This window comes from Amycolatopsis sp. NPDC059027 (assembly GCF_042739735.1).
Taxonomy (GTDB): Bacteria; Actinomycetota; Actinomycetes; order Mycobacteriales; family Pseudonocardiaceae; genus Amycolatopsis.
Window position 1 is genome coordinate 44496 of record NZ_JBHYIK010000003.1, and the last position, 18556, is coordinate 63051.

At 68.8% G+C, this 18556-nt stretch carries 17 protein-coding genes and 1 tRNA gene; 7 read left to right on the forward strand and 11 right to left on the reverse strand.

Annotated elements, in window-relative coordinates:
• Positions 1-417: 417 nt before the first annotated feature.
• Positions 418-1359 carry a metallophosphoesterase gene (locus ACFWY9_RS02645; protein ID WP_378327914.1) on the forward strand — a complete coding sequence of 314 codons (942 nt, stop codon included), beginning with the start codon at positions 418-420 and terminating at the stop codon, positions 1357-1359.
• A 36-nt stretch (positions 1360-1395) separates the two neighbouring features.
• Positions 1396-1469, forward strand: a tRNA-Pro gene (locus ACFWY9_RS02650).
• A 347-nt stretch (positions 1470-1816) separates the two neighbouring features.
• On the opposite strand, the gene ACFWY9_RS02655 is transcribed toward ACFWY9_RS02650, so the two are convergent.
• Entirely contained in the window at positions 1817-2587 is a 771-nt protein-coding gene (locus ACFWY9_RS02655; RefSeq protein WP_378327900.1) for a methyltransferase domain-containing protein, read from the reverse strand.
• 39 nt (positions 2588-2626) lie between these two features.
• Here ACFWY9_RS02655 and ACFWY9_RS02660 point away from each other — a divergent pair, with 39 nt between their 5' ends.
• Positions 2627-4480 (forward strand): prolyl oligopeptidase family serine peptidase, encoded by a 1854-nt coding sequence (locus tag ACFWY9_RS02660; RefSeq protein WP_378327901.1) that lies wholly within the window; start codon positions 2627-2629, stop codon positions 4478-4480.
• Positions 4481-4552: 72 nt separating this feature from the next.
• Here ACFWY9_RS02660 and ACFWY9_RS02665 read toward each other — a convergent pair whose 3' ends face one another.
• The 5 genes from ACFWY9_RS02665 to ACFWY9_RS02685 all read right to left on the reverse strand — a co-directional run bounded on the left by ACFWY9_RS02665 (position 4553) and on the right by ACFWY9_RS02685 (position 8331).
• Positions 4553-5179, reverse strand: a complete 627-nt coding sequence (locus tag ACFWY9_RS02665; RefSeq protein WP_378327902.1) for a TIGR03085 family metal-binding protein — start codon at positions 5177-5179, stop codon at positions 4553-4555.
• 37 nt (positions 5180-5216) lie between these two features.
• Complete coding sequence (locus tag ACFWY9_RS02670; protein ID WP_378327903.1) at positions 5217-6602, reverse strand: glutamate decarboxylase; 1386 nt, start codon at positions 6600-6602, stop codon at positions 5217-5219.
• Positions 6603-6664: 62 nt separating this feature from the next.
• Positions 6665-7141 carry a Dps family protein gene (locus tag ACFWY9_RS02675; protein WP_378327904.1) on the reverse strand — a complete coding sequence of 159 codons (477 nt, stop codon included), beginning with the start codon at positions 7139-7141 and terminating at the stop codon, positions 6665-6667.
• Positions 7142-7195: 54 nt separating this feature from the next.
• Positions 7196-7618, reverse strand: a complete 423-nt coding sequence (locus ACFWY9_RS02680; protein ID WP_378327905.1) for an organic hydroperoxide resistance protein — start codon at positions 7616-7618, stop codon at positions 7196-7198.
• A gap of 140 nt (positions 7619-7758) precedes the next feature.
• Positions 7759-8331, reverse strand: coding sequence for an NADPH-dependent FMN reductase (locus tag ACFWY9_RS02685; protein WP_378327906.1), 573 nt, complete (start codon positions 8329-8331; stop codon positions 7759-7761).
• Between the two features lie 140 nt (positions 8332-8471).
• Between ACFWY9_RS02685 and ACFWY9_RS02690 the strand changes: the two genes are divergently transcribed.
• Positions 8472-9518 (forward strand): alpha/beta hydrolase, encoded by a 1047-nt coding sequence (locus tag ACFWY9_RS02690; protein ID WP_378327907.1) that lies wholly within the window; start codon positions 8472-8474, stop codon positions 9516-9518.
• A 156-nt stretch (positions 9519-9674) separates the two neighbouring features.
• Here the strand turns inward: ACFWY9_RS02690 and ACFWY9_RS02695 are convergent, their stop codons facing one another.
• From ACFWY9_RS02695 to ACFWY9_RS02705, 3 genes are all read right to left on the reverse strand, one after another.
• Positions 9675-10205, reverse strand: a complete 531-nt coding sequence (locus ACFWY9_RS02695) for a hypothetical protein (protein ID WP_378327908.1) — start codon at positions 10203-10205, stop codon at positions 9675-9677.
• Between the two features lie 436 nt (positions 10206-10641).
• A complete protein-coding gene (locus tag ACFWY9_RS02700) occupies positions 10642-12084 on the reverse strand; it encodes a catalase (RefSeq protein WP_378327909.1) in 1443 nt (480 codons plus the stop codon).
• 11 nt (positions 12085-12095) lie between these two features.
• Complete coding sequence (locus ACFWY9_RS02705; protein ID WP_378327910.1) at positions 12096-12530, reverse strand: Fur family transcriptional regulator; 435 nt, start codon at positions 12528-12530, stop codon at positions 12096-12098.
• Between the two features lie 230 nt (positions 12531-12760).
• On the opposite strand from ACFWY9_RS02705, the gene ACFWY9_RS02710 reads away from it, so the two are divergent.
• The gene (locus ACFWY9_RS02710; protein ID WP_378327915.1) at positions 12761-13909 is read left to right on the forward strand and encodes an MFS transporter; all 1149 of its coding nucleotides are present in this window, start codon (positions 12761-12763) and stop codon (positions 13907-13909) included.
• Positions 13910-13916: 7 nt separating this feature from the next.
• Here the strand turns inward: ACFWY9_RS02710 and ACFWY9_RS02715 are convergent, their stop codons facing one another.
• Positions 13917-14309 carry a hypothetical protein gene (locus tag ACFWY9_RS02715; protein WP_378327911.1) on the reverse strand — a complete coding sequence of 131 codons (393 nt, stop codon included), beginning with the start codon at positions 14307-14309 and terminating at the stop codon, positions 13917-13919.
• Positions 14310-14392: 83 nt separating this feature from the next.
• The gene (locus tag ACFWY9_RS02720) at positions 14393-15583 is read right to left on the reverse strand and encodes an RtcB family protein (RefSeq protein WP_378331649.1); all 1191 of its coding nucleotides are present in this window, start codon (positions 15581-15583) and stop codon (positions 14393-14395) included.
• Positions 15584-15802: 219 nt separating this feature from the next.
• Between ACFWY9_RS02720 and ACFWY9_RS02725 the strand changes: the two genes are divergently transcribed.
• Positions 15803-17317, forward strand: coding sequence for a M48 family metalloprotease (locus ACFWY9_RS02725; protein ID WP_378331650.1), 1515 nt, complete (start codon positions 15803-15805; stop codon positions 17315-17317).
• 10 nt (positions 17318-17327) lie between these two features.
• Positions 17328-18428, forward strand: a complete 1101-nt coding sequence (locus ACFWY9_RS02730) for a DUF4034 domain-containing protein (RefSeq protein WP_378331651.1) — start codon at positions 17328-17330, stop codon at positions 18426-18428.
• Positions 18429-18556: the final 128 nt, after the last annotated feature.

The following is an 18556-nucleotide window of genomic DNA, read 5'->3' on the forward strand; positions in this document are numbered from 1 at the left end:
CCACACACAGGCGCCTGCCCCCAACCCGACGCCCCCCCCCCCACCCTAATTACGGGCGCGGCAACCAAAGCGCACGTGGGGGCCCGGGCCACCCCGGCCGGCCCCGCTTAGTCTTCACGAAAAAACAACCAATCCGGTTCACTGCCGTAATCCGCACCACGGTTCGGCCATTCGGCGGAACCCGGCTCCGCCGAAGACCGAAAAGATCAGCGGACCGCTAGTACACCGGCGAAGATCCGAAAAGGGTTCCGGCGGACAAACTCGAACGCCACGAAAACGACTACCCGACGTAGTCGAATCACCGGTGGAGATCAATCACCGAATTTCCCGGAACCGGCCAACACCAACCACCCATGAGCACGTATCCTGGACATTGTGAGCACGCTCAGTAACGCACGTACTTCTTCCGGGGCGACCATCGGCCGTCTCGCTTTGGGGACCCTCGCGCTCGGCACCGCGACCCTCGGTTACGCCATCGGCATCGAACGCCGCCACTGGACGCTGCGCACCGCCGAGCTGCCCGTTCTCGCACCCGGCGCCCGGCCGTTCACCATCCTCCACATCTCCGATCTGCACATGCTCCCCGGGCAGCACAGCAAACAACGCTGGGTCGCCGCGCTGAACGAGCTCGACCCCGACCTCGTGGTCAACACCGGGGACAACCTCTCGCACCGCACCGCCGTGCCGTCGGTGCTGCGCGCCCTCGGGCCCCTGCTCGACCGGCCGGGCGTCTTCGTCTTCGGCAGCAACGACTACTACGCGCCCAAACCCAAGAACCCCGCGCGCTATCTCATGCCCAAGGGCAAGAAGAAGCGCATCCACGGCGTCCACCTGCCCTGGCGTGACCTCCGCGCAGCCTTCGTCGAACACGGCTGGGTCGACCTCACCCACGTCCGGCGCACCGTCGACGTCGCGGGTCAGACCGTCTTCGCCGCAGGCGTCGACGACCCCCACCTCCGCCGCGACCGCTACACCGACATCTCCGGCCCCGCCGACCGGCGCGCCGCCGTCCGCCTCGGCGTCACTCACTCACCCGAACCCCGCGTCCTCGACACCTTCGCCACCGACGGTTACGACCTCGTCCTCGCCGGCCACACCCACGGTGGTCAGCTCCGCATTCCCGGATACGGCGCGCTGGTCACCAACTGTGAACTCGACCGCACCCGCGCCCGCGGCGCCTCCCGCTGGGGCGCCCACATGTGGCTGCACGTCTCCGCCGGACTCGGCACGTCACCGTACGCACCCGCCCGCTTCGCCTGCCCGCCGGAAGCCAGCCTGTTGACGCTGGTCCCGCGCGGATCCGAGCCCCAGAAGCCCCGGAAGCAAGCCCCGCGCAAAGCCCGAAACAGCGTCCGCTAGACTTCTTGTCGACCCACTGAGCAGTACAGCGGTAATCGGGGTGTGGCGCAGCTTGGTAGCGTGCCTCGTTCGGGTCGAGGAGGTCGTGGGTTCAAATCCCGCCACCCCGACGAGTAAGTCTGTAGGGCCCCGTGTTCGCGGAAAGCGCGAACTCGGGGCCTTACTCGTGTGTCTCCTGGGGGTCGAACCCCCAGACCCCCGCCAGGGAGGGCTTCGCCCCCCTGGACCCCCCGGCGGGTGGTTGCGTTCCGCTGTTTTGTCGCCGTTCGTTGTGTGTCGCCTTCCATCACGGGTGTCGCGTCTGATCACGTGAGATCTCCGCTTAATCACGTGAGGTCGCTGTTCAATCACGTGAGATCGTCGATTGAGCATGCGAGAGGTCGTTGTGGGGGTGGATTGGGGCTTCGCCCCTTGCCCCCGTGGTGGGCACCGTTGGTTGGTCGGTCACCTTGTTTGGTCACCGGGTGGCGGTTAGTTCTGTCCAGGATTGGGAGAAGGAGCCATCGCTGGAGTGGAGCCAGGTTTGGGCGGAGCGGGCGGCGGAGGCCAGTTGGTCTCGGTGTGGGACTGGAGTGGGGTTTGAGAGGGCGGCGGCCAGTCTGGATTCTATGTAGGCGGCCAGTTCTCGGTAGGTCATGTCTTCGCGGTGGCGGGTTCTTGTGGTGATGTTGGTGAAGCCTGCGGTGGCTACTTCGGTGGCTATGGTGCGTCCCGCGAAAGGGTTGCCGCCTGCTTGGCGGCGTAGGAGGTAGTGGCCGCGGAGGGCGGCTTCTACGTTGGCGGTTCGTGGGCGGAGTTTGGCTTTGCTCCAGTCTGAGGTGGAGATGGCCAGGGTGGCGCCTGGGCGGAGGACTCTTCTGAGTTCCGCCAAGGCTGCTTGGGGATCTTTCAGGTGTTCGAAGAGGGCATGACTGAAGGCGGCGTCTATTGTGGACGTTTCGAAGGGTAGGGCGTAGACCGACGCGGCCAGGAAGTCCACTGTGGACTTGTGCCTCCTGCTCGCCTTCGCGCGCGCCCTGGCGAGCTGGTCCAGGTTGGTGTCGACGCCGGTGACGTGGGCGCCGGGGGCCAGGTCGACGGTGATGGTGCCGGGGCCGCAGCCGAGGTCGAGGACGCGGGTGTCCGGGGCGAACAGCGGCAGCGCGAAGGCCGCGCGTTCGCCGGCGGTCCTGCCAGCCATCATGGACATGGCGTCTTCGCCGAACCCCGGCGCGTAACCCTCTGGCACGCCGCACACAGTACGGCCACGAGGTGGCAGGATCGAGGGGTGAGCACGCAGTCAGCCAAGCAGTACCCGTCCGCGCTGGTCCCGGACCGGCTCTTCGACGACGCCGCGGCCGAGACCCGCTGGCGGGCACGCTTCCACGCACCCCGCATCTCCGTCCCCGAGTGGGCCCGCGACGCACCCGACGCCAACGTCTACGTCTCCAACGCCAGCGGCGTCTGGGAGGTGTACGCCTGGGATCGCGCGACGGACACCCACCGCCGCGTCACCGACCGGCCCAACGGCACCTTGCACGCCACCCCCTCGCCCGACGGCCGCTGGATCTGGTGGTTCGACGACACCGACGGCGACGAGTTCGGGTCCTGGGTCCGCCAGCCGTTCGCCGACGGCGCCGCCCCGCAGAAGCCCGAGAAGGCCGTGCCGGACGTCCACGACGGCTACCCCGCCGGGCTGGAGATCGGCTCGCGCGTCACCGCGGTCGGCGTCTCGACCGACGACGGCAGCGAGCTGTTCGCGCGGATCGACGGCGAGACCCGGCGCTTCTACAGTCACGCCGACGACGCCGGGATCGCCTCGCTGTCCCGCGACGAGACACTGATCGCCATCTCCCATTCCGAACACGGGGACTCCCGGCACCCGGCGCTGCGGGTGCTCGCCACCGACGGGTTCACCACCGTCGCCGAGAAATGGGACGGCGAGGGCAAGGGACTGTCCGCGCTGGAGTTCTCCCCCGTGGCGGGCGACTCGCGCCTGCTGGTCCTGCACGAACGCCGGGGGCGCGAGGAGCTGCTGGTCTGGGACGTGCGCGCGGACACCGAGACCGAAATCGACCTCGGCCTGCCGGGCGAGGTCGTCGCGGACTGGTACCCCGACGCACGGGCGCTGCTCGTCGTCCACTTCCACCAGGGCCGTAGCTCGCTGTACCGCTACGACCTCGAAACCACCGAGCTGTCCTCTTTGGACACACCGGCCGGCCGGATCGGCGGCGCCGGCGTGCGTCCGGACGGCACGGTCGAGTACTCGTGGTCGAGCGCCGCGGAGCCGACGGCGGTGCGTGCCAGGAAGGCCGACGGCACCGACGCCGTACTCCTCGAACCTCCCGGCGAGCGCCCGCCCGGCTCGGCGCCGATCACCGACGCGTTCGTCGAGGGGGTCGGCGGCCGGATCCACGCGCTGGTGTCGCGGCCGGCAGACGCCCCGGAAGGCCCGCTCCCGACGGTGTTCTCCCTGCACGGCGGCCCGCACTCGGCCGACGAGGACCGATTCTCGGCATACCGCGCGGTCTGGCTCGACGCCGGTTTCGCCGTGGTCGAGGTGAACTACCGGGGCTCCACCGGCTACGGCTCGGCCTGGCGCGACGCGATCGAAGGCCGTCCCGGGCTGACCGAGCTGGAGGACGTCGCCGCCGTGCACGACTGGGCTGTCCAAAGTGGACTCGCCGACCCGGCGAAGTGCGTCGTGAACGGGGCGTCCTGGGGCGGTTACCTCAGCCTGCTCGCCCTCGGCACCCAGCCCGCGCGATGGGCGGCGGGGATCGCCGGAGTGCCGGTCGCCGACTACATCGCGGCCTACGAGGACGAAATGGAGCAGCTGCGCTCGTTCGACCGGGCGCTGTTCGGCGGCTCGCCCGAGGACGTTCCGGCGCTCTACGGCGAATGTTCGCCGATCACCTACGTCGACGCGGTCGCCGCGCCGCTGCTGGTGCTCGCCGGCGACAACGACCCGCGCTGTCCGATCCGGCAGGTCGAGAACTACCTCGACCGGCTCAGCGGCAGGGACGCGCCCTACGAGTTCTACCGCTACGACGCCGGGCACGGCTCGCTGGTGATCGCGGAAACCATCAAGCAGACGTCGATCGAGGTGCACTTCGCCCTGCGCGCACTCGGACTTCGCTGACGTTGGCACGTGCACTGAAGGCCACCTTGAGAGACTAGGACGCCCTCAAGGTGGCCTTCAGAGCACTGAGCGTTAGAAGCCGCGGCTCAGCGTCTTGAGCCGTCCGACGGCGTTTTCGGCGCCCTCGAACGACACGCGCACCGCGTCGCGGCCGAAGCAGAACAGCAGCAGATCCACCGGCGCGCCGACCACGGTCACGACGTCCGGGCCGGTCTTGACCGCCGCCTCCTGGCCGTCCGGGGTGCGCAGCGTGACGCCGACCGGCGATTTGCGCAAGTTCACCTTGGCGATCTGCCGCGCCGAGCGCCACGCCGCCGCGTCGCGCCGGGCATCCGGTTCGCGCGGTTCCCAGTCTGGCTGGGCACGGCGGACGTCCTCGTGGTGCACCAGGAATTCGGCGGTGTTGGCCGCCTCGTCCAGCGAACCGAACGAGGTCGGCCAGTACCAGGCCGGGCCCTGGCGGATCTTCTGGACCAGCTCACTCCACGGACGCGCGGCGTACGAGTCCTGGACACGCTGGGTGTGCTTGGCGAGCGCCGGGATCAGGATGCCGGGCGCGGCGTCCGGCCGGTGCTCGCGGACGAGCAGATGCGCCGCGAGATCGCGCGCCGCCCAGCCCTCGCACAGCGTCGGCGCGTCCGGCCCGACCTGCTCGAACAGCGTGCACAACGCCTGACGTTCCTCCGCGGCAACACCCATGCACCCGACATTACCCGCCGGTAGCACCGACAGCCAGCTAGTGGTGAAAGCTCGACACCTGGTTCTTCGACGGGCCGCTCTGCGCCTCCAGTTCGGGAAGGACGCGGGTCAGGTCGGCCAGCAGCAGATCCGCGAGGTCGTGGGTGAAGCCGTTGCGCACCACGATCCGCAGCACCGCGAGGTCGGTCCGGTTCTCCGGGAACGTGTACGCGGGCACGAGCCAGCCGCGTTCGCGCAGCCGCCGCGAAACGTCGAAGACGTCGAACGCGGTCACCGACTTCTTCGTGGTGAAGGCGAAGACCGGGAGCTGGTCACCGCGGGTCAGCAGTTCGAAATGCCCGAGCGCTTCGATGCCCTCCGCCAGGTACGTCGCGACGTCACGCGACGCCTGTTGCACGGCACGGAATCCTTCGCGTCCCAGGCGGACGAAGGTGTAGTACTGCGCGGCGACTTCGGCGCCGGGACGGGAGAAGTTCAGCGCGAAAGTCGGCATGTCGCCACCCAGGTAGTTCACGTTGAACACCAGTTCCGAGGGCAACGCCGCCTTGTCCCGCCACACCACCCAGCCGACGCCGGGGTAGACGAGGCCGTACTTGTGGCCGGAGGTGTTGATCGAAGCGACCCGCGGCAACCGGAAGTCCCACACCAGGTCCGGGTCGAGGAACGGCGCGATCATCGCGCCGGAGGCGCCGTCGACGTGCACGGGGATGTCCCAGCCGGTCCGCGCGGCGAGTTCGTCGAGCGCCGCGGTGATCTCGGCGACCGGCTCGTAGCTACCGTCGAAAGTGGACCCGAGGATCGCGACGACGCCGATGGTGTTCTCGTCGCAGCGGGCCACCGCCTCCTCGGCGGACAGGTGGTACCGGTCGCCGTCCATCGGCACCAGCCGCGGCTCGACCTCCCAGTACTCGCAGAACTTCTCCCAGCACACCTGGACGTTCGCGCCCATCACCAGGTTCGGCCGCCCGGTGCGGCCCAGCTTCGACCACCGGCGCTTGAGCGCCATCCCGGCGAGCATGCACGCTTCCGACGAGCCGGTCGTGGAACAGCCGATGACGTCGTTCGGGTCGGGCACGTGCCACAGGTCGGCGAGGATGGTGACACAGCGGCGTTCCAGCTCGGCCGTCTGCGGGTACTCGTCCTTGTCGATCATGTTCTTGTCGACGCATTCGGCCATCAGCACCCGTGCCTGCGGCTCCATCCACGTTGTCACGAACGTGGCGAGGTTGAGCCGGGCGTTGCCGTCGAGCATCAGCTCGTCGCGGACGAGCTGATAGGCGGTGTCCGGCGCGAGCGGGTCGTCGCCGAGTTTGTCGCGCGGCGGGACCAGCTGCGCGGCTTCCGCCGGATTCGCCCCGCCGAAGAGCGGATTCGTTCCCCCACGACGTGCCGGGTGGGACGGTTTTCCCTGATGCAGCACCATGATTCGCACGGTAGCGCTGTCCGGCGTCCAGGGCACCCCCGCGCCACCCGGCAGGGTCGGGGTCAGGCCTGCTGGGCCTGCCACATCCAGTGCGCCTTCTCCAGCGCCTGGGTGATCTCGATGAGCAGGTCCTGAGTGACCAGGTCGCTCTTGTCGGTCTCGTCGATACGGGCCCGCAGCCGCTCGATCAGCTTCGCGAGGATGTCGACGATCGCGGCGACCGTCGATTCCACGGACTGCCAGTTGTCCGGGTATTCGGGCGCGCCGGAGCTCTCGACGACCGTCCGTGCCTTGCCGTTCGGCGAGACGCCGATGGCGTTGGCGCGCTCGGCGACCTCGTCCACGTAGGTGCGCGCGGTGTCGACCAGCTCGTCGAGCTGGAGGTGCACGCTGCGGAAGTTGGCGCCGACGACATTCCAGTGCGCCTGCTTGGCGATCAGCGACAAGTCGACCAGATCCACCAGGGTCGCCTGCAGGACGTTCCCGGTGATCTCCTTGTCGGCCTCGGCGAGCGGGCTCTTGATCGGAGAAGTGGACATGGTGTTCTCGTTCCTTTCAGCCGGTTCCGGCCGACCTGGCAGTCGAAAGCCGGATCAGACGGTCGCGGAGAGCGCGACCTCGATGTTTCCCCGCGTTGCGTTGGAGTACGGGCACACCTGGTGTGCCTGCGCGACCAGCTCGTCGGCCTGCCCCTGCTCCAGCCCGGGCAGCGACGCCTTCAGCGCGACCGCGAGCCCGAAGCCCACGTCCTTCTTGAGCACGCTGACTTCGGCGGTCACCGTGGAATCGGACAGCTGGACCTTCGACTGGCGAGCGACCAGCTGCAGCGCACTGTGGAAGCACGCGGAATAGCCTGCGGCGAAAAGCTGCTCGGGGTTGGTCTTGTCACCGCCGGGCCCGCCCATCTCCTTGGGAATCGCCAGCGACTCGTCGATGACACCGTCGGACGAGGTGACCTCGCCGTTGCGGCCGTCGCCGCGAGCCGTCGCGACAGCGGTGTAAAGAGCCTCAGCCATGCCTTCGCCTACCTCCTTGTCGGAGCACTCACCGTCGAGCGCCTGCAATGAGTAACAACGTTTCGAAAGTACGGAAACATTGCCGGTCATGGCAGGCGTCACTCGACGGAATACCCGGAAGGTGGGCGAAGAAACGTGGGTCAACCCGCGCGAGTGATGGCGAACTCCGCGACCTGACGGCCGATGAGGCGCAGCGTGCGCACGGACTTCTCGTCGGAGGCGCCGCCGCCCTCGTCGAACTTCGTTTCCGCCGAGTTGATCGAGCCGCCGAGCGGGGTCGTCCAGCCGCGCAGGGCGTGCGTGATCGTGCGGAGCTGCTCCAGTGTGGTGACCGCGGCCTGCCAGCCGTAGGCGACCGCCGCGAGGCCGACGGCGCGGCCGTCGAGATAGGGCCGCACGTCCTCGCGCAGGTCCTCGACGTAGTCCAAGGCGTTCTTGACCAGCCCGGACAGCGCACCGTGGTACCCGGGCGAGACGACGATGATGCCGTCCGCGCGGCGGATGGCGTCGATCAGGTGCACGGCCCGCTCGTCCCGGTCCCGTGCCGCGGGGTCGTAGAACGGCAGCACAAGGTCCGGGCCAGGGAGCAGCTCGGTGTGGACGCCGAGTTCGGCCGCGCCGTCGAGCGCGATGCGCAGCGCGCGTTCGGATTGCGAGCCCGCTCGCAGCGAACCACCGATCCCGAGCACATTGACCGTCTTGGCTGAAGTCACTCTTACGAGGCTAACCCCTCTACCTAACTGGAGGACCAGGATCTGGGACGGAGTCGTGGGTCACATCTCGCTCCTTGCTGGACCTGCTACCTACTGGGCAGTAACGTCAGGGATCGTTCGACGGCGTCCGAGGAGGAACAATGGCGATCCCGCTCCTGGTCCGTGCCCAAGCCGCGTCCGCTCAGCTGCTGTACTGGCTGCCACGGCCGGTCAGGCGCGTGCTCGCCGGGCGTCCCATCCGGCGAGACGGCCAGGAGCTCGCGCTGGACGCCCAGTTGCTGCTCCGGCTGCAGAAGCTGACCGGCGCCGAGCTGGTCCACGGCTCGGTCGGGCAATCGCGCGCGCTGCTCGAACTGGGCAGGTACCTGGTGAGCGGCAGGCCGATCGAGCCCGTCGCGACGCGGGAAGTCCAGATCCCGACGCCGGACGGGGACCTCCCCGCCACGCTCTACACACCGGCCGGACTGCCCGAGCCGTCCGGTCTGCTGGTCTTCTTCCACGGCGGCGGCTGGGTGATCGGCAACCGCGCGTCGCACGACAACGCCGCCCGCTACCTCGCGAAACACGCCGGCGTCCGCGTCCTGTCGATCGAATACCGGCTGGCTCCCGAGCATCCGTTCCCCGCGGCGGCCGAGGACGCGGTCGCCGCGTTCGAGTACGCCCACGCCAAGGCGAGCGACCTCGGCGCCGACCCGGACCGCATCGCGGTCGGCGGGGACAGCGCGGGCGGCAACCTCGCGGCCGTCACAGCCCAGCAGACGGTCGCGAAGGGCGGGCCCGCCCCGGTGTTCCAGCTGCTGATCTACCCTGCCACGGACTTCACGAAGCGCTACCGCTCGCGGGAGCTGTTCGCCGACGGCTTCTTCCTCACCGACGCGCACATGAACTGGTTCGAGGGGCATTACGTCCCCCGGGGCACGGACCTGACCGATCCACGGCTTTCGCCGTTGCACGCGAAGGATCTCTCCGGACTGCCACCCGCTTACGTCGTGACCGCGGGCTTCGATCCGCTGCGCGACGAGGGCGAGACGTACGCGCAGAAGATGCGGGAGGCCGGGGTGTCCGTCGCGTTGAGCCGGCAGCCGGACCTCATTCACGGCTTCCTCAACTTCACCGGCGTCGGCTCGCGGTTCACCGAGGCGGTCGCCGAAATGGCGGGCGCGCTGCGCACCGGCCTCAGCAGGTGAACCGAGGGACGCCCCCGGTGCACCCAACGCACCCAGGGACGCCCTTGTCGCAATCCCGGCCGCGCACATCCCGCACCACGACCGAACCCGGAAATGCCGGAATCCGGTGCGGAGGAATATCCACACCGGATTCCAGCCCCCGTTCGAGGGTTGCCGTTACGGCTTGGGCACCGGCGGCACCGGGAGCGGCGGCACCGGGAGGCCGCCGCCCACCAGGCTGGCGAGCAGGCCGGTGACCAGGTTGAGCAGGGCGTTCAGCAGGTCGCTGACGATCTTCAACGGCCCGGGCAGATCCGGGATCTTGATGGGCGGGATCGCCGGTACCGGCGGCAGCTGACGCGGAGTCGCCTTGGGGTCGTTGAGCAGCCGTTTGGTCTCGGTGCCGTACTGCTCCGCCTTGCCCGCGGTGTCCTGCGCCTCCGCCTGGATCTGGTAGCGCTTTCCGGTCGCGAGCTCGGAGAGCACCGGATTGAGCTCGTCGAGCCTGCTCTTCGTGGCGTTGACATCGCCCGCGTAGGCCACCTTGGTCAGGTCGTCACGCAGCTGCAGAACCCGGGCGGCCACCGCCTGAGTGCTCGATGTGCCGTGCCCGCCCACGGGCGCCGCGGCGGCCATGTGGGCCGTACCGACCGCCAGCATGGTGCCCGCTGCGAGCACCGCGATGGATCGGACGAACTTGCCTTTCATTCGTACCTCCTGGCCTCGGGAGACCTGACGGGTAAATCGATACCCGCCGTATCGGAGATCCACCACCCGATCACCGGTTAGAGCCCATTTCTAACCCTTACGTGCCGAATCCAATAGCCGCGAAATTTCCCGCAATTGATTAACGTCGTGAGCTTGCCCTTAACCCTGATGATCATCATGACCGATCAGGAATCTGACTGTGCGTGACCATCGGCCACGATAGGACGCGAGGGTAACCCACATCGGTCTATTGCGTGATCGTTTATCTTCATCACTCCGTCGGACCGCGTGTCGCCACTGCTCCGGATGGGGGCGTCCCCCACCCTCACCCCGCCCACCATGTAGGTGCCCCCAAACGGCAGCGGCCCGGCACACTTCAGCGCGCCGGGCCGCTCACCCCGTGGTGGGAGCAACAATGTGGAATTGTCTTCGCGTATTACTTGCCGAAAGCCGCGGCGACCTTGTCACCGAGGTTCTTGTCCACGTTGCGCCAGTATTCGAAAACGCGTTCGAGAACCGGTGCGGAAACCTCGTTCGAAGCGTGTCCGATGATGTTGTTCGCCAGCCGCTCGCGCTGCGCGTCGTCCATCACCTGACGCACCAGGGTGCCCGCCTGGCCGAAGTCGTCGTCCTCCGCGTGCGGCTTGTAAGCGGAACGGATCACCTCGTCCTCGACGCCGTAGCTCGACGCCGTCTCCGACGCCAGCGCGGCGTCGGCGTGCGGACCGCCGAAGGAGTTCGGCGCGTAAACCGGGTCGCCCGGGTTGTTGTAGCGCATCGCGCCGTCGCGCGAGTAGCTGTTCACCGGCGCCTTCGGCGCGTTGACCGGCAGCTGGGTGTAGTTGGTGCCGATGCGGTAGCGGTGCGCGTCCGCGTAGGCGAACAGCCTGCCCTGCAACATCTTGTCCGGGGACGGGCCGATGCCCGGAACCAGGTTCGACGGCTCGAAGGAGGCCTGCTCGATCTCGGCGAAGTAGTTCGACGGATTGCGGTCGAGCACCCAGCGGCCGACCTTGATCAGCGGGTAGTCGCTGTGCGGCCACACCTTGGTCAGGTCGAACGGGTTGAACCGGTAGTCCGCCGCGTCCGCGTAGGGCATGACCTGGACGTACAGGGTCCAGCTCGGGTGGTTGCCCTGCTCGATGTTCTTGAACAGGTCACGGATGTGGTGGTCGGCGTCCTCGCCCGCGAGGCGGTCGGCGTCGGCCTGGGACAGGTAACCGATGCCCTGGTCGGTCTTGAAGTGGTACTTCACCCAGAACTTCTCGCCGCCGGCGTTCTCCCACAGATAGGTGTGCGAGGAGTAGCCGTTCATCTCACGCCAGCTGGACGGGATGCCGCGGTCGCCCATCAGCCAGGTGACCTGATGCGCCGACTCGGGACGCAACGTCCAGAAGTCCCACTGGATGTTGTGGTCGCGCAGGTGGTTGTCGGCGCGGCGCTTCTGCGAGTGGATGAAGTCCGGGAACTTGATCGGGTCGCGAATGAAGAACACCGGGGTGTTGTTGCCGACGATGTCGTAGTTGCCCTCGGTGGTGTAGAACTTCACCGCGAAACCGCGCGGGTCGCGCCAGGTGTCGGGCGAGCCGTTCTCGCCTGCCACCGTCGAAAAACGCACGAGACTCTCGGTGCGGACACCCGGCTGGAACAGCGCGGCCTTGGTGTACTGACTGACGTCCTCGGTCACCTCGAGAAAGCCGAACGCGCCACCGCCCTTGGCGTGCACCACTCGCTCCGGCACACGCTCGCGGTTGAACTGCGCGTTCTTCTCGATGAGGTAGTGGTCCTGCAACAGGATCGGGCCGTTGGCGCCCAGCGTCAGCGAGTCGTTGTCGCTCGCGACCGGGATGCCGACGTTGTTGGTGGTCGGCTTCGTCACGGGGATACCTCCTACTTCGGGTGGGATGGAATGCAGTCCGGGCAGAGTCCCCAGAAGACGACCTCCGCCTCGTCGATCCGGAAGCCGCCCGTGGCGGCGGGCTCCAGACAGGGCGCCGAGCCGTGCACGCAGTCGACGTCCTCCGTGCGCCCGCAACCGCGGCACACGACGTGGTGGTGGTTGTCCCCGGTTCTCGTTTCGAACCGGGCCGGATGTCCCGCCGGTTCGATCCGCCGCACCAGGTGGGCACCGGCACACGCGCCGAGCACGTCGTAGACGGCCTGCGTGGAAACCGAACCCAGCACGTCGCGCACCCCCGCGGCGACCTGGTCGGCCGTCGCGTGCGGATGTCCGGCGAGCCATTCGAGCACGGCGACCCTCGGCGCGGTGATCCGCAGACCGGCCGATCGGAGCTGCCGCCGTACGGGGCTTTCCTGATGAGGCATGACGCTCGCCAGCTTGCCGCGCTTTCTGGAATGAGTCAAGAAAAGCCGCCAGGTCGGGTGATTTCGCAGGTCAGCGAGGCGTGTCGCGCCTGCCGGGCGTGTCCGCGGCCATGATCCTCGCCACACGAGCATAAAGAATTTGCACGGTCGTACCATCTTGAGTTCTCATCGATTGCGTGCCGCTGAAGCCCTATCGCCAGGTTCTGGCCATCCCCCGAGTCCCGTCCTCGATGGTGTTGATGTTCTTCGCGCGGCTGCCGATGACGATGATGGGCGTCACCCTGACGATGTACGTGGTGAGCGTGCTCGGCCGCGGGTACGGCGCCGCCGGGCTCGTCGGCGCGGCGACGACGCTGGGCTCCGCGCTCGGCGCCCCGTTGATCGGCAGGCTCATCGACCGGTTCGGGCTGCGCCCGGTCGTCGCGGTGTGCGGAGTCAGCTCGACGGCGTTCTGGATCGCCGCACCGCACCTTTCGTTCGCGGCGCTGGTGCTGGTCGCGTTCCCGGCCGGCCTGCTCGCGGTGCCCGCGGGCTCACTGGCCAGGCAGGTACTCACGGCGCTGGTGCCGATGACGCAACGGCGTTCGGCGTACTCACTGGACACGATCCTGGTCGAGGCCTCGTTCATGATCGGCCCCGCTGCGGGCATCGCGGCGATCACCAAATTGCCGGCGACGCTGACGCTCAGCGGCATCGGTGTCCTCTTCGGCGCGACCGCGCTCCTGCTGTGGATCACCAACCCGCCGATCCGCAACGAGGACGAGCAGGTGCCGGAGCTGACGGGCGCGCGGCCACCGCTGCGCGAATGGCTTTCCGGGCAGATGGTCGGCACCCTGTTCGTCGCCGCGGGCGCGTTGTTCTGCCTCGTCGGCACCGAAGTCGCCACGCTGGCGGCGTTGCGGGCCACCGGCGAGACCTCGTGGACCGGCCTGGTGATCGTGGTCATGTGCGTGGCGTCGCTGGTCGGCGGCGTCATCCATGGCGCGGTGAAGCGGTCGCTGCCGCAGGCCGCGCTCATGTTCCTGCTCGCCGTCCTGGTGATCCCGGTCGGGCTCGCCGATCAGCCGTGGTGGCTGCTCGCGCTCGTGCTCATCCCGACGAACGTCCTGTGCGCGCCGACGCTCGCGGCCACCACCGAGACCATGGGCAGGCTGGCCCCGGCCCGCGTGCGCGGCGAGGCGATGGGCCTGCAGGACGCGTCGACCCGGCTCGGCCTCGCCATCGGCAGCCCCGTCGTCGGCTTCGCGATCGACCACTCCAGCCCCGCCTGGGGCTTCGCCGCCTCGGGCATCGGCGCGCTGATGATCGCGTCGATCGGCCTGCTGTGGCACCGGAAACGCGCCGCCGATCGCGTCCCCGCGATGGCGACGTCCGCTTGACGTCCGCTCAGGCGCAGACCTTGCGGAGCGCGTCGAGGCGTTCGAGGTTGCGTTTCGTCCACGTGGCGATGACCCCGGCGTCCTCGATGTGCTCCTTCTGCACCTGGAGATAGGAGTCGGCCATCCCGGTCAGCGCGTTCTTGACGTCCTGCTGCTGCACATTGCCCGCCAGCTCACGCAGGCGGCGTTCCTTGTCCAGCGCCCGTTCCTTGAGCTTCGCCGGATCCGGGTTGAGGTCCGCGAGCCCGAGCGCCTCACCGCACGCCTTGACCTTGTCCGCGGTCCGGCCCGCCGAATCGGCGGCGGAATTGACCTGATCGGCCGCCGAGTTCACCTGGTCGCAACCGGCCAGCAGTACCGCGGCCGCGGCGAGCGCCGCACCGATTCCCCACCTCTTCATCCACCCAGGCTACCGACAAAGCCGTGAAGGCCTCCTTCACAGCGCTGAGCGCTGTGAAGGAGGCCTTCACGGACGAGCGAGTTTCAGCCCTTGACGCAGATCACCTGCTTGAGGTGGGCGACGACCTCCACGAGGTCGGTCTGCGCCTTGATCACCGAGTCGATGTCCTTGTACGCGGCGGGAATCTCGTCCACCACGCCCGAGTCCTTGCGGCATTCGACCCCGGCCGTCTGGGCGGCGAGGTCGGCGGCGGTGAACGTCTTCTTCGCCTTGTTGCGCGACATCCGGCGGCCCGCGCCATGCGACGCGGATTCGAAGGACGACGTGTTGCCGAGCCCGCGCACGATGTACGAGCCGGTGCCCATGCTGCCCGGGATGATCCCGAGATCGCCCGAACCCGCGCGGATCGCGCCCTTGCGGGTCACCAGGAGGTCGACGCCGTCGTAGGTCTCCTCGGCGACGTAGTTGTGGTGACACGAGATGGCGTCGTCGAAGGTCGTGCCCGGCACCACCTCGGCAAGGGCCAGCTTCACCAGTGCCACCATGGTCGCCCGGTTGCGCGCGGCGTAGTCCTGCGCCCAGAACAGGTCGCGACGGTAGGCCGCCATCTCCGGGGTGTCCGCGACGAACACGGCGAGGTCCGGGTCCGGCAGGTCGGCGTTGTGCGGGAGCTTGCGCGCCACGGCCATGTGCCGCTCGGCCAGTTCCTTGCCGATGTTGCGCGAACCGGAATGCAGCATCAGCCAGACGCGTCCTTCGTCGGCACCGCCCTGTTCGAGGCAGACCTCGATGAAGTGGTTGCCGCCGCCGAGGCTGCCGATCTGCCGTGCCGCCCGGTCGTGCAGTTCCTGAACGCCGTGGTGCAGGTCACCGAAGGCCTTCCAGAACGTGTCCCAGCCCCCGACACCGTGCACCTTCGCCGGGTTCACCGGCGTCTTGTGCAGGCCGAATCCGACCGGCACCGCCGATTCGATCCGGCGGCGCAGCCTGCCGAGGTCATCGGGCAGGTCGGCGGCGGTGAGCGAGGTACGCACCGCGCTCATGCCGCAGCCGATGTCGACACCGACCGCCGCCGGGGACACCGCGTCCCGCATCGCGATCACGCTGCCCACCGTGGCCCCTTTGCCGTAGTGCACGTCGGGCATGACCGCGACGCCGTGCACCCACGGCAGGTTGGCGACGTTGCGCAGCTGGCGCATCGCCTGATCCTCGACGGAGGCGGGGTCCGCCCACATCCGGATCGGCACGCGTGCGCCTTCGACCGCGGTGTACATGTCCATTCCTTCCCTGGTACGTCAGTGTCCTCAGCATCCACGGGCCATCCGCGCGCGGCAAACGGTTTACCCGTCATTCTTCTTTGGACTGTCTACTGAGGACCGTGGAGGAACTGTAACGTTTCGCGGCCGAAAAGAGATGAGCTGACGCCGCGAGTGCGGCAGAATACGGTCTCCGTGCCCGCGACGGCACGGCCAGGGGGAAGGTTTCACCAGGTCATGAGGGTTTCGCTGCGCGCGGTGCTCGCCGTCTGCCTGCTCGCCGGTTTCCCGCTGCTCATCCTGGCGCTGGTCGCCGGGCTGGTGGTGCTGGAGATCTTCGCGCTCCGCCATTCGCCGATCGGCGGACTGAAACTCGCCATTCTCACCGTCCCGGCGGGTTACGCGTTGATCCGCGGTCTGTTCGAACTGGAACGTCATAAGGCCGAGGAGGAAAGCGGCGTCCTCGTGACGCCGGAAACGCAACCGGAACTGTGGGCACTCGTGCGCGGCCTCGCGGAGGAGGTCGGCACCCGGCCGCCGGACGACATCCGGCTGGTGCCCTCGGTCAACGCCGCGGTGGCCGAGGAGACCCGGCTGCTCGGCCTGCGCGCGGTGCGGCGTCACCTGTACATCGGCGCCCCGCTGCTGGCCGGGCTGAGCACCGGCGAGCTGCGCGCGGTGCTGGCGCACGAACTGGCCCACTACAGCAACCAGGACACCCGGCTCGCCGGGCTCACCTACCGCGGCGAACGCACCATGCGCGGGACACTTTCCCGGCTGAACCCGAGCGACTGGTTCCAGCGCCTGGTCCGCTGGCTGTTCTTCCGCTACGCGAAGCTGTACTTCAAGGTCTCCCGTGCGGTCACCCGGCGGCAGGAACTCGCCGCGGACGCCGCGTCCGGCCGGATCGCGGGGCCCGCGACGGCGGCGAGCGCGCTGCGGCAGATCGGCGCGCTGGTCGTGGCGTGGCGGTTCTTCATGAACAACTACGCGACGATCGGCTGGCGCGCGGGCTACCTGCCCCGGCAGTTCGCGGAAGGCTTCGGGCTGTTGCTCGCCGACAGCTCCCGACAGTCCGAATTGGACAAGATCCGCGACAACCCGGACGACGAGGAGTCCGCGTACGACACACATCCGTCGATGGCGGCCAGGATCGCGGCGCTGGACCGCATGCCGCCGGTTCCCGCGGCCCCTGGCGACGAAAAGCCCGCGCGGGCGATCCTGCGCGACGCCGAAGCCGTGGTGGACGCCGCCATGCAGGCCAGTCTCGTCGACGAAGCCAAGCGCAAGCAGCGGGTCGACTGGCCGACGCTGGTTCACGTCGGCTGCCAGCACGCCATCGCCGAGGAAGCCGCCAAGATCTTCGCCGACGCCGCACGGGTGCTGGGCCGCCCGGCGACGCTGACCACCCTGCTCGACGCCGTCGACGCGGGGCAGTACGCCGCGCTGGCCGACCCGGAGTCGAAGCCCGCCGAGGGCGCGGGTCCGCGCGCCCAGCGGGAGTTCGCCGCGACCTCGGCGCGGCCACGTCTGTCCACAGTGGTCCAGGTGGCGCTGGCCGACGCCGGACACGCCCGGTGGACGTTGTCCTGGTCCGAACCCGCCACGCTGGCGCTGGATCCGCCTTACGACACCGAACTGAAACCCGCCGTGGACGCCGCCTTCGACGGCGACACCGCGCCGCTGCGCGCGTTGCTCGGTAAGGCCGAGGTTTCCCTTTCCTACCAGCCACTCGCCACCACCCCCGCCTGATCGGAGTCCGATGCTTTCCCTGCTGTTCAAGCCGAAACAACGCAAGGCCGTGTTCGCACTGATGAAGGAGGCCAAGCGCCGCGGCGTCAGCGTCGACGAGCTGATGGACGTGCTCACGCCGGAGGAGCTGTCGGAGTTCATCCCGCCGGACAAGAAGGAACGCCCCGTCGACGTCACGAAGTGGGGGCTGCCGGCGGACGACGAGGTCACCACGGAGCGGTTCTTCAGCGACCTCGCGCTGGCCGAGGCCGACACGGCGGCGCGCTCCGGTGACTGGGCGCCCGCGGCGGAACTGTTCGCCGAGATCGGCGCCGACTGGGACCGCCGCGCCACCGTCGCCTCGTGGCTGGGCGAAACGGCAGCGAACGACGACACGTGGCTCAAGACGTGGCAGGCGGCGCGGCCGGGGGACCCGGACGCCGCCGTCGTGCACGCCGAGGGCCTGGTCCGGCTGGCCTGGCAGATCCGCGGCGGCTACCGCGCCGACGAGACCAGCCGTGAGCAGTTCGCCGGGTTCTTCCGCGTGCTCGAAGAAGCCGAAGACGCCACCAAGGAAGCGATCGAGCTGGCCCCCGAGGATCCGACGCCGTGGTGCACCATGCTCACCCTCGCGCGAGGCCGGCAGTACGAGCACGAGCGGTTCCGTCCACTGTGGACCGAGCTGATGGCGCGGGCCCCACTGCACCACGGCGGACACATCCAGGCGTTGCAGTACTGGTGCGCGAAATGGGGCGGCTCGCACGAGCTGATGTACGCCTTCGCGGAAGAGGCCGCCGCGAAGTCGCCGTCACTGGCCGTCATGCCGCTCGCCGCCGCGCACGAAGCCGAGATCGCCGACGCGCCCGCGTGGAAGACGAAGCAGGTCAACGCCGCACTGGACCGGCTGCTGCCGTGGCTCGACGGTGAGGGCGCACGTCACCTCTCCGCGCGTGAGGACCGCGCGTACGCCGCGCTCGCGCTGGTCGAGGCGGGGCGGCACACCGAAGCGGTCGAACAGTTCCGGAAGCTCGGGACGCACGCCGACGGCGGCGTCTGGGCCTACTACGCCGTGCCGAAGCGGAAGTTCCTGACCACGCGGTACCAGGCCTGCCGCCACGCCGCCCGCCGCTGAAGGGGACTTTCAGCTCGTCTCACGCACTGAAGGGGGGGTTTGGGGCGACCGGCGGGGGGGAAATGGCCCTCCGAGGTCACCCGCGGGCGGGGGGGGGGGGGGGGGGGGAGCCCCCCCCCCCCCCCCCC

Bases quoted from the DNA above. Each gene is read 5' to 3' on its own strand.
- ACFWY9_RS02670 (WP_378327903.1), bottom strand. From the start codon at position 6,602: ATGGTGCTGCATCAGGGAAAACCGTCCCACCCGGCACGTCGTGGGGGA.
- ACFWY9_RS02665 (WP_378327902.1), bottom strand. From the start codon at position 5,179: ATGGGTGTTGCCGCGGAGGAACGTCAGGCGTTGTGCACGCTGTTCGAG.
- ACFWY9_RS02730 (WP_378331651.1), top strand. From the start codon at position 17,328: ATGCTTTCCCTGCTGTTCAAGCCGAAACAACGCAAGGCCGTGTTCGCA.
- ACFWY9_RS02710 (WP_378327915.1), top strand. From the start codon at position 12,761: ATGGTGTTGATGTTCTTCGCGCGGCTGCCGATGACGATGATGGGCGTC.
- ACFWY9_RS02680 (WP_378327905.1), bottom strand. From the start codon at position 7,618: ATGGCTGAGGCTCTTTACACCGCTGTCGCGACGGCTCGCGGCGACGGC.
- ACFWY9_RS02705 (WP_378327910.1), bottom strand. From the start codon at position 12,530: ATGCCTCATCAGGAAAGCCCCGTACGGCGGCAGCTCCGATCGGCCGGT.
- ACFWY9_RS02675 (WP_378327904.1), bottom strand. From the start codon at position 7,141: ATGTCCACTTCTCCGATCAAGAGCCCGCTCGCCGAGGCCGACAAGGAG.
- ACFWY9_RS02690 (WP_378327907.1), top strand. From the start codon at position 8,472: ATGGCGATCCCGCTCCTGGTCCGTGCCCAAGCCGCGTCCGCTCAGCTG.
- ACFWY9_RS02715 (WP_378327911.1), bottom strand. From the start codon at position 14,309: ATGAAGAGGTGGGGAATCGGTGCGGCGCTCGCCGCGGCCGCGGTACTG.
- ACFWY9_RS02725 (WP_378331650.1), top strand. From the start codon at position 15,803: ATGAGGGTTTCGCTGCGCGCGGTGCTCGCCGTCTGCCTGCTCGCCGGT.
- ACFWY9_RS02695 (WP_378327908.1), bottom strand. From the start codon at position 10,205: ATGAAAGGCAAGTTCGTCCGATCCATCGCGGTGCTCGCAGCGGGCACC.
- ACFWY9_RS02720 (WP_378331649.1), bottom strand. From the start codon at position 15,583: ATGTACACCGCGGTCGAAGGCGCACGCGTGCCGATCCGGATGTGGGCG.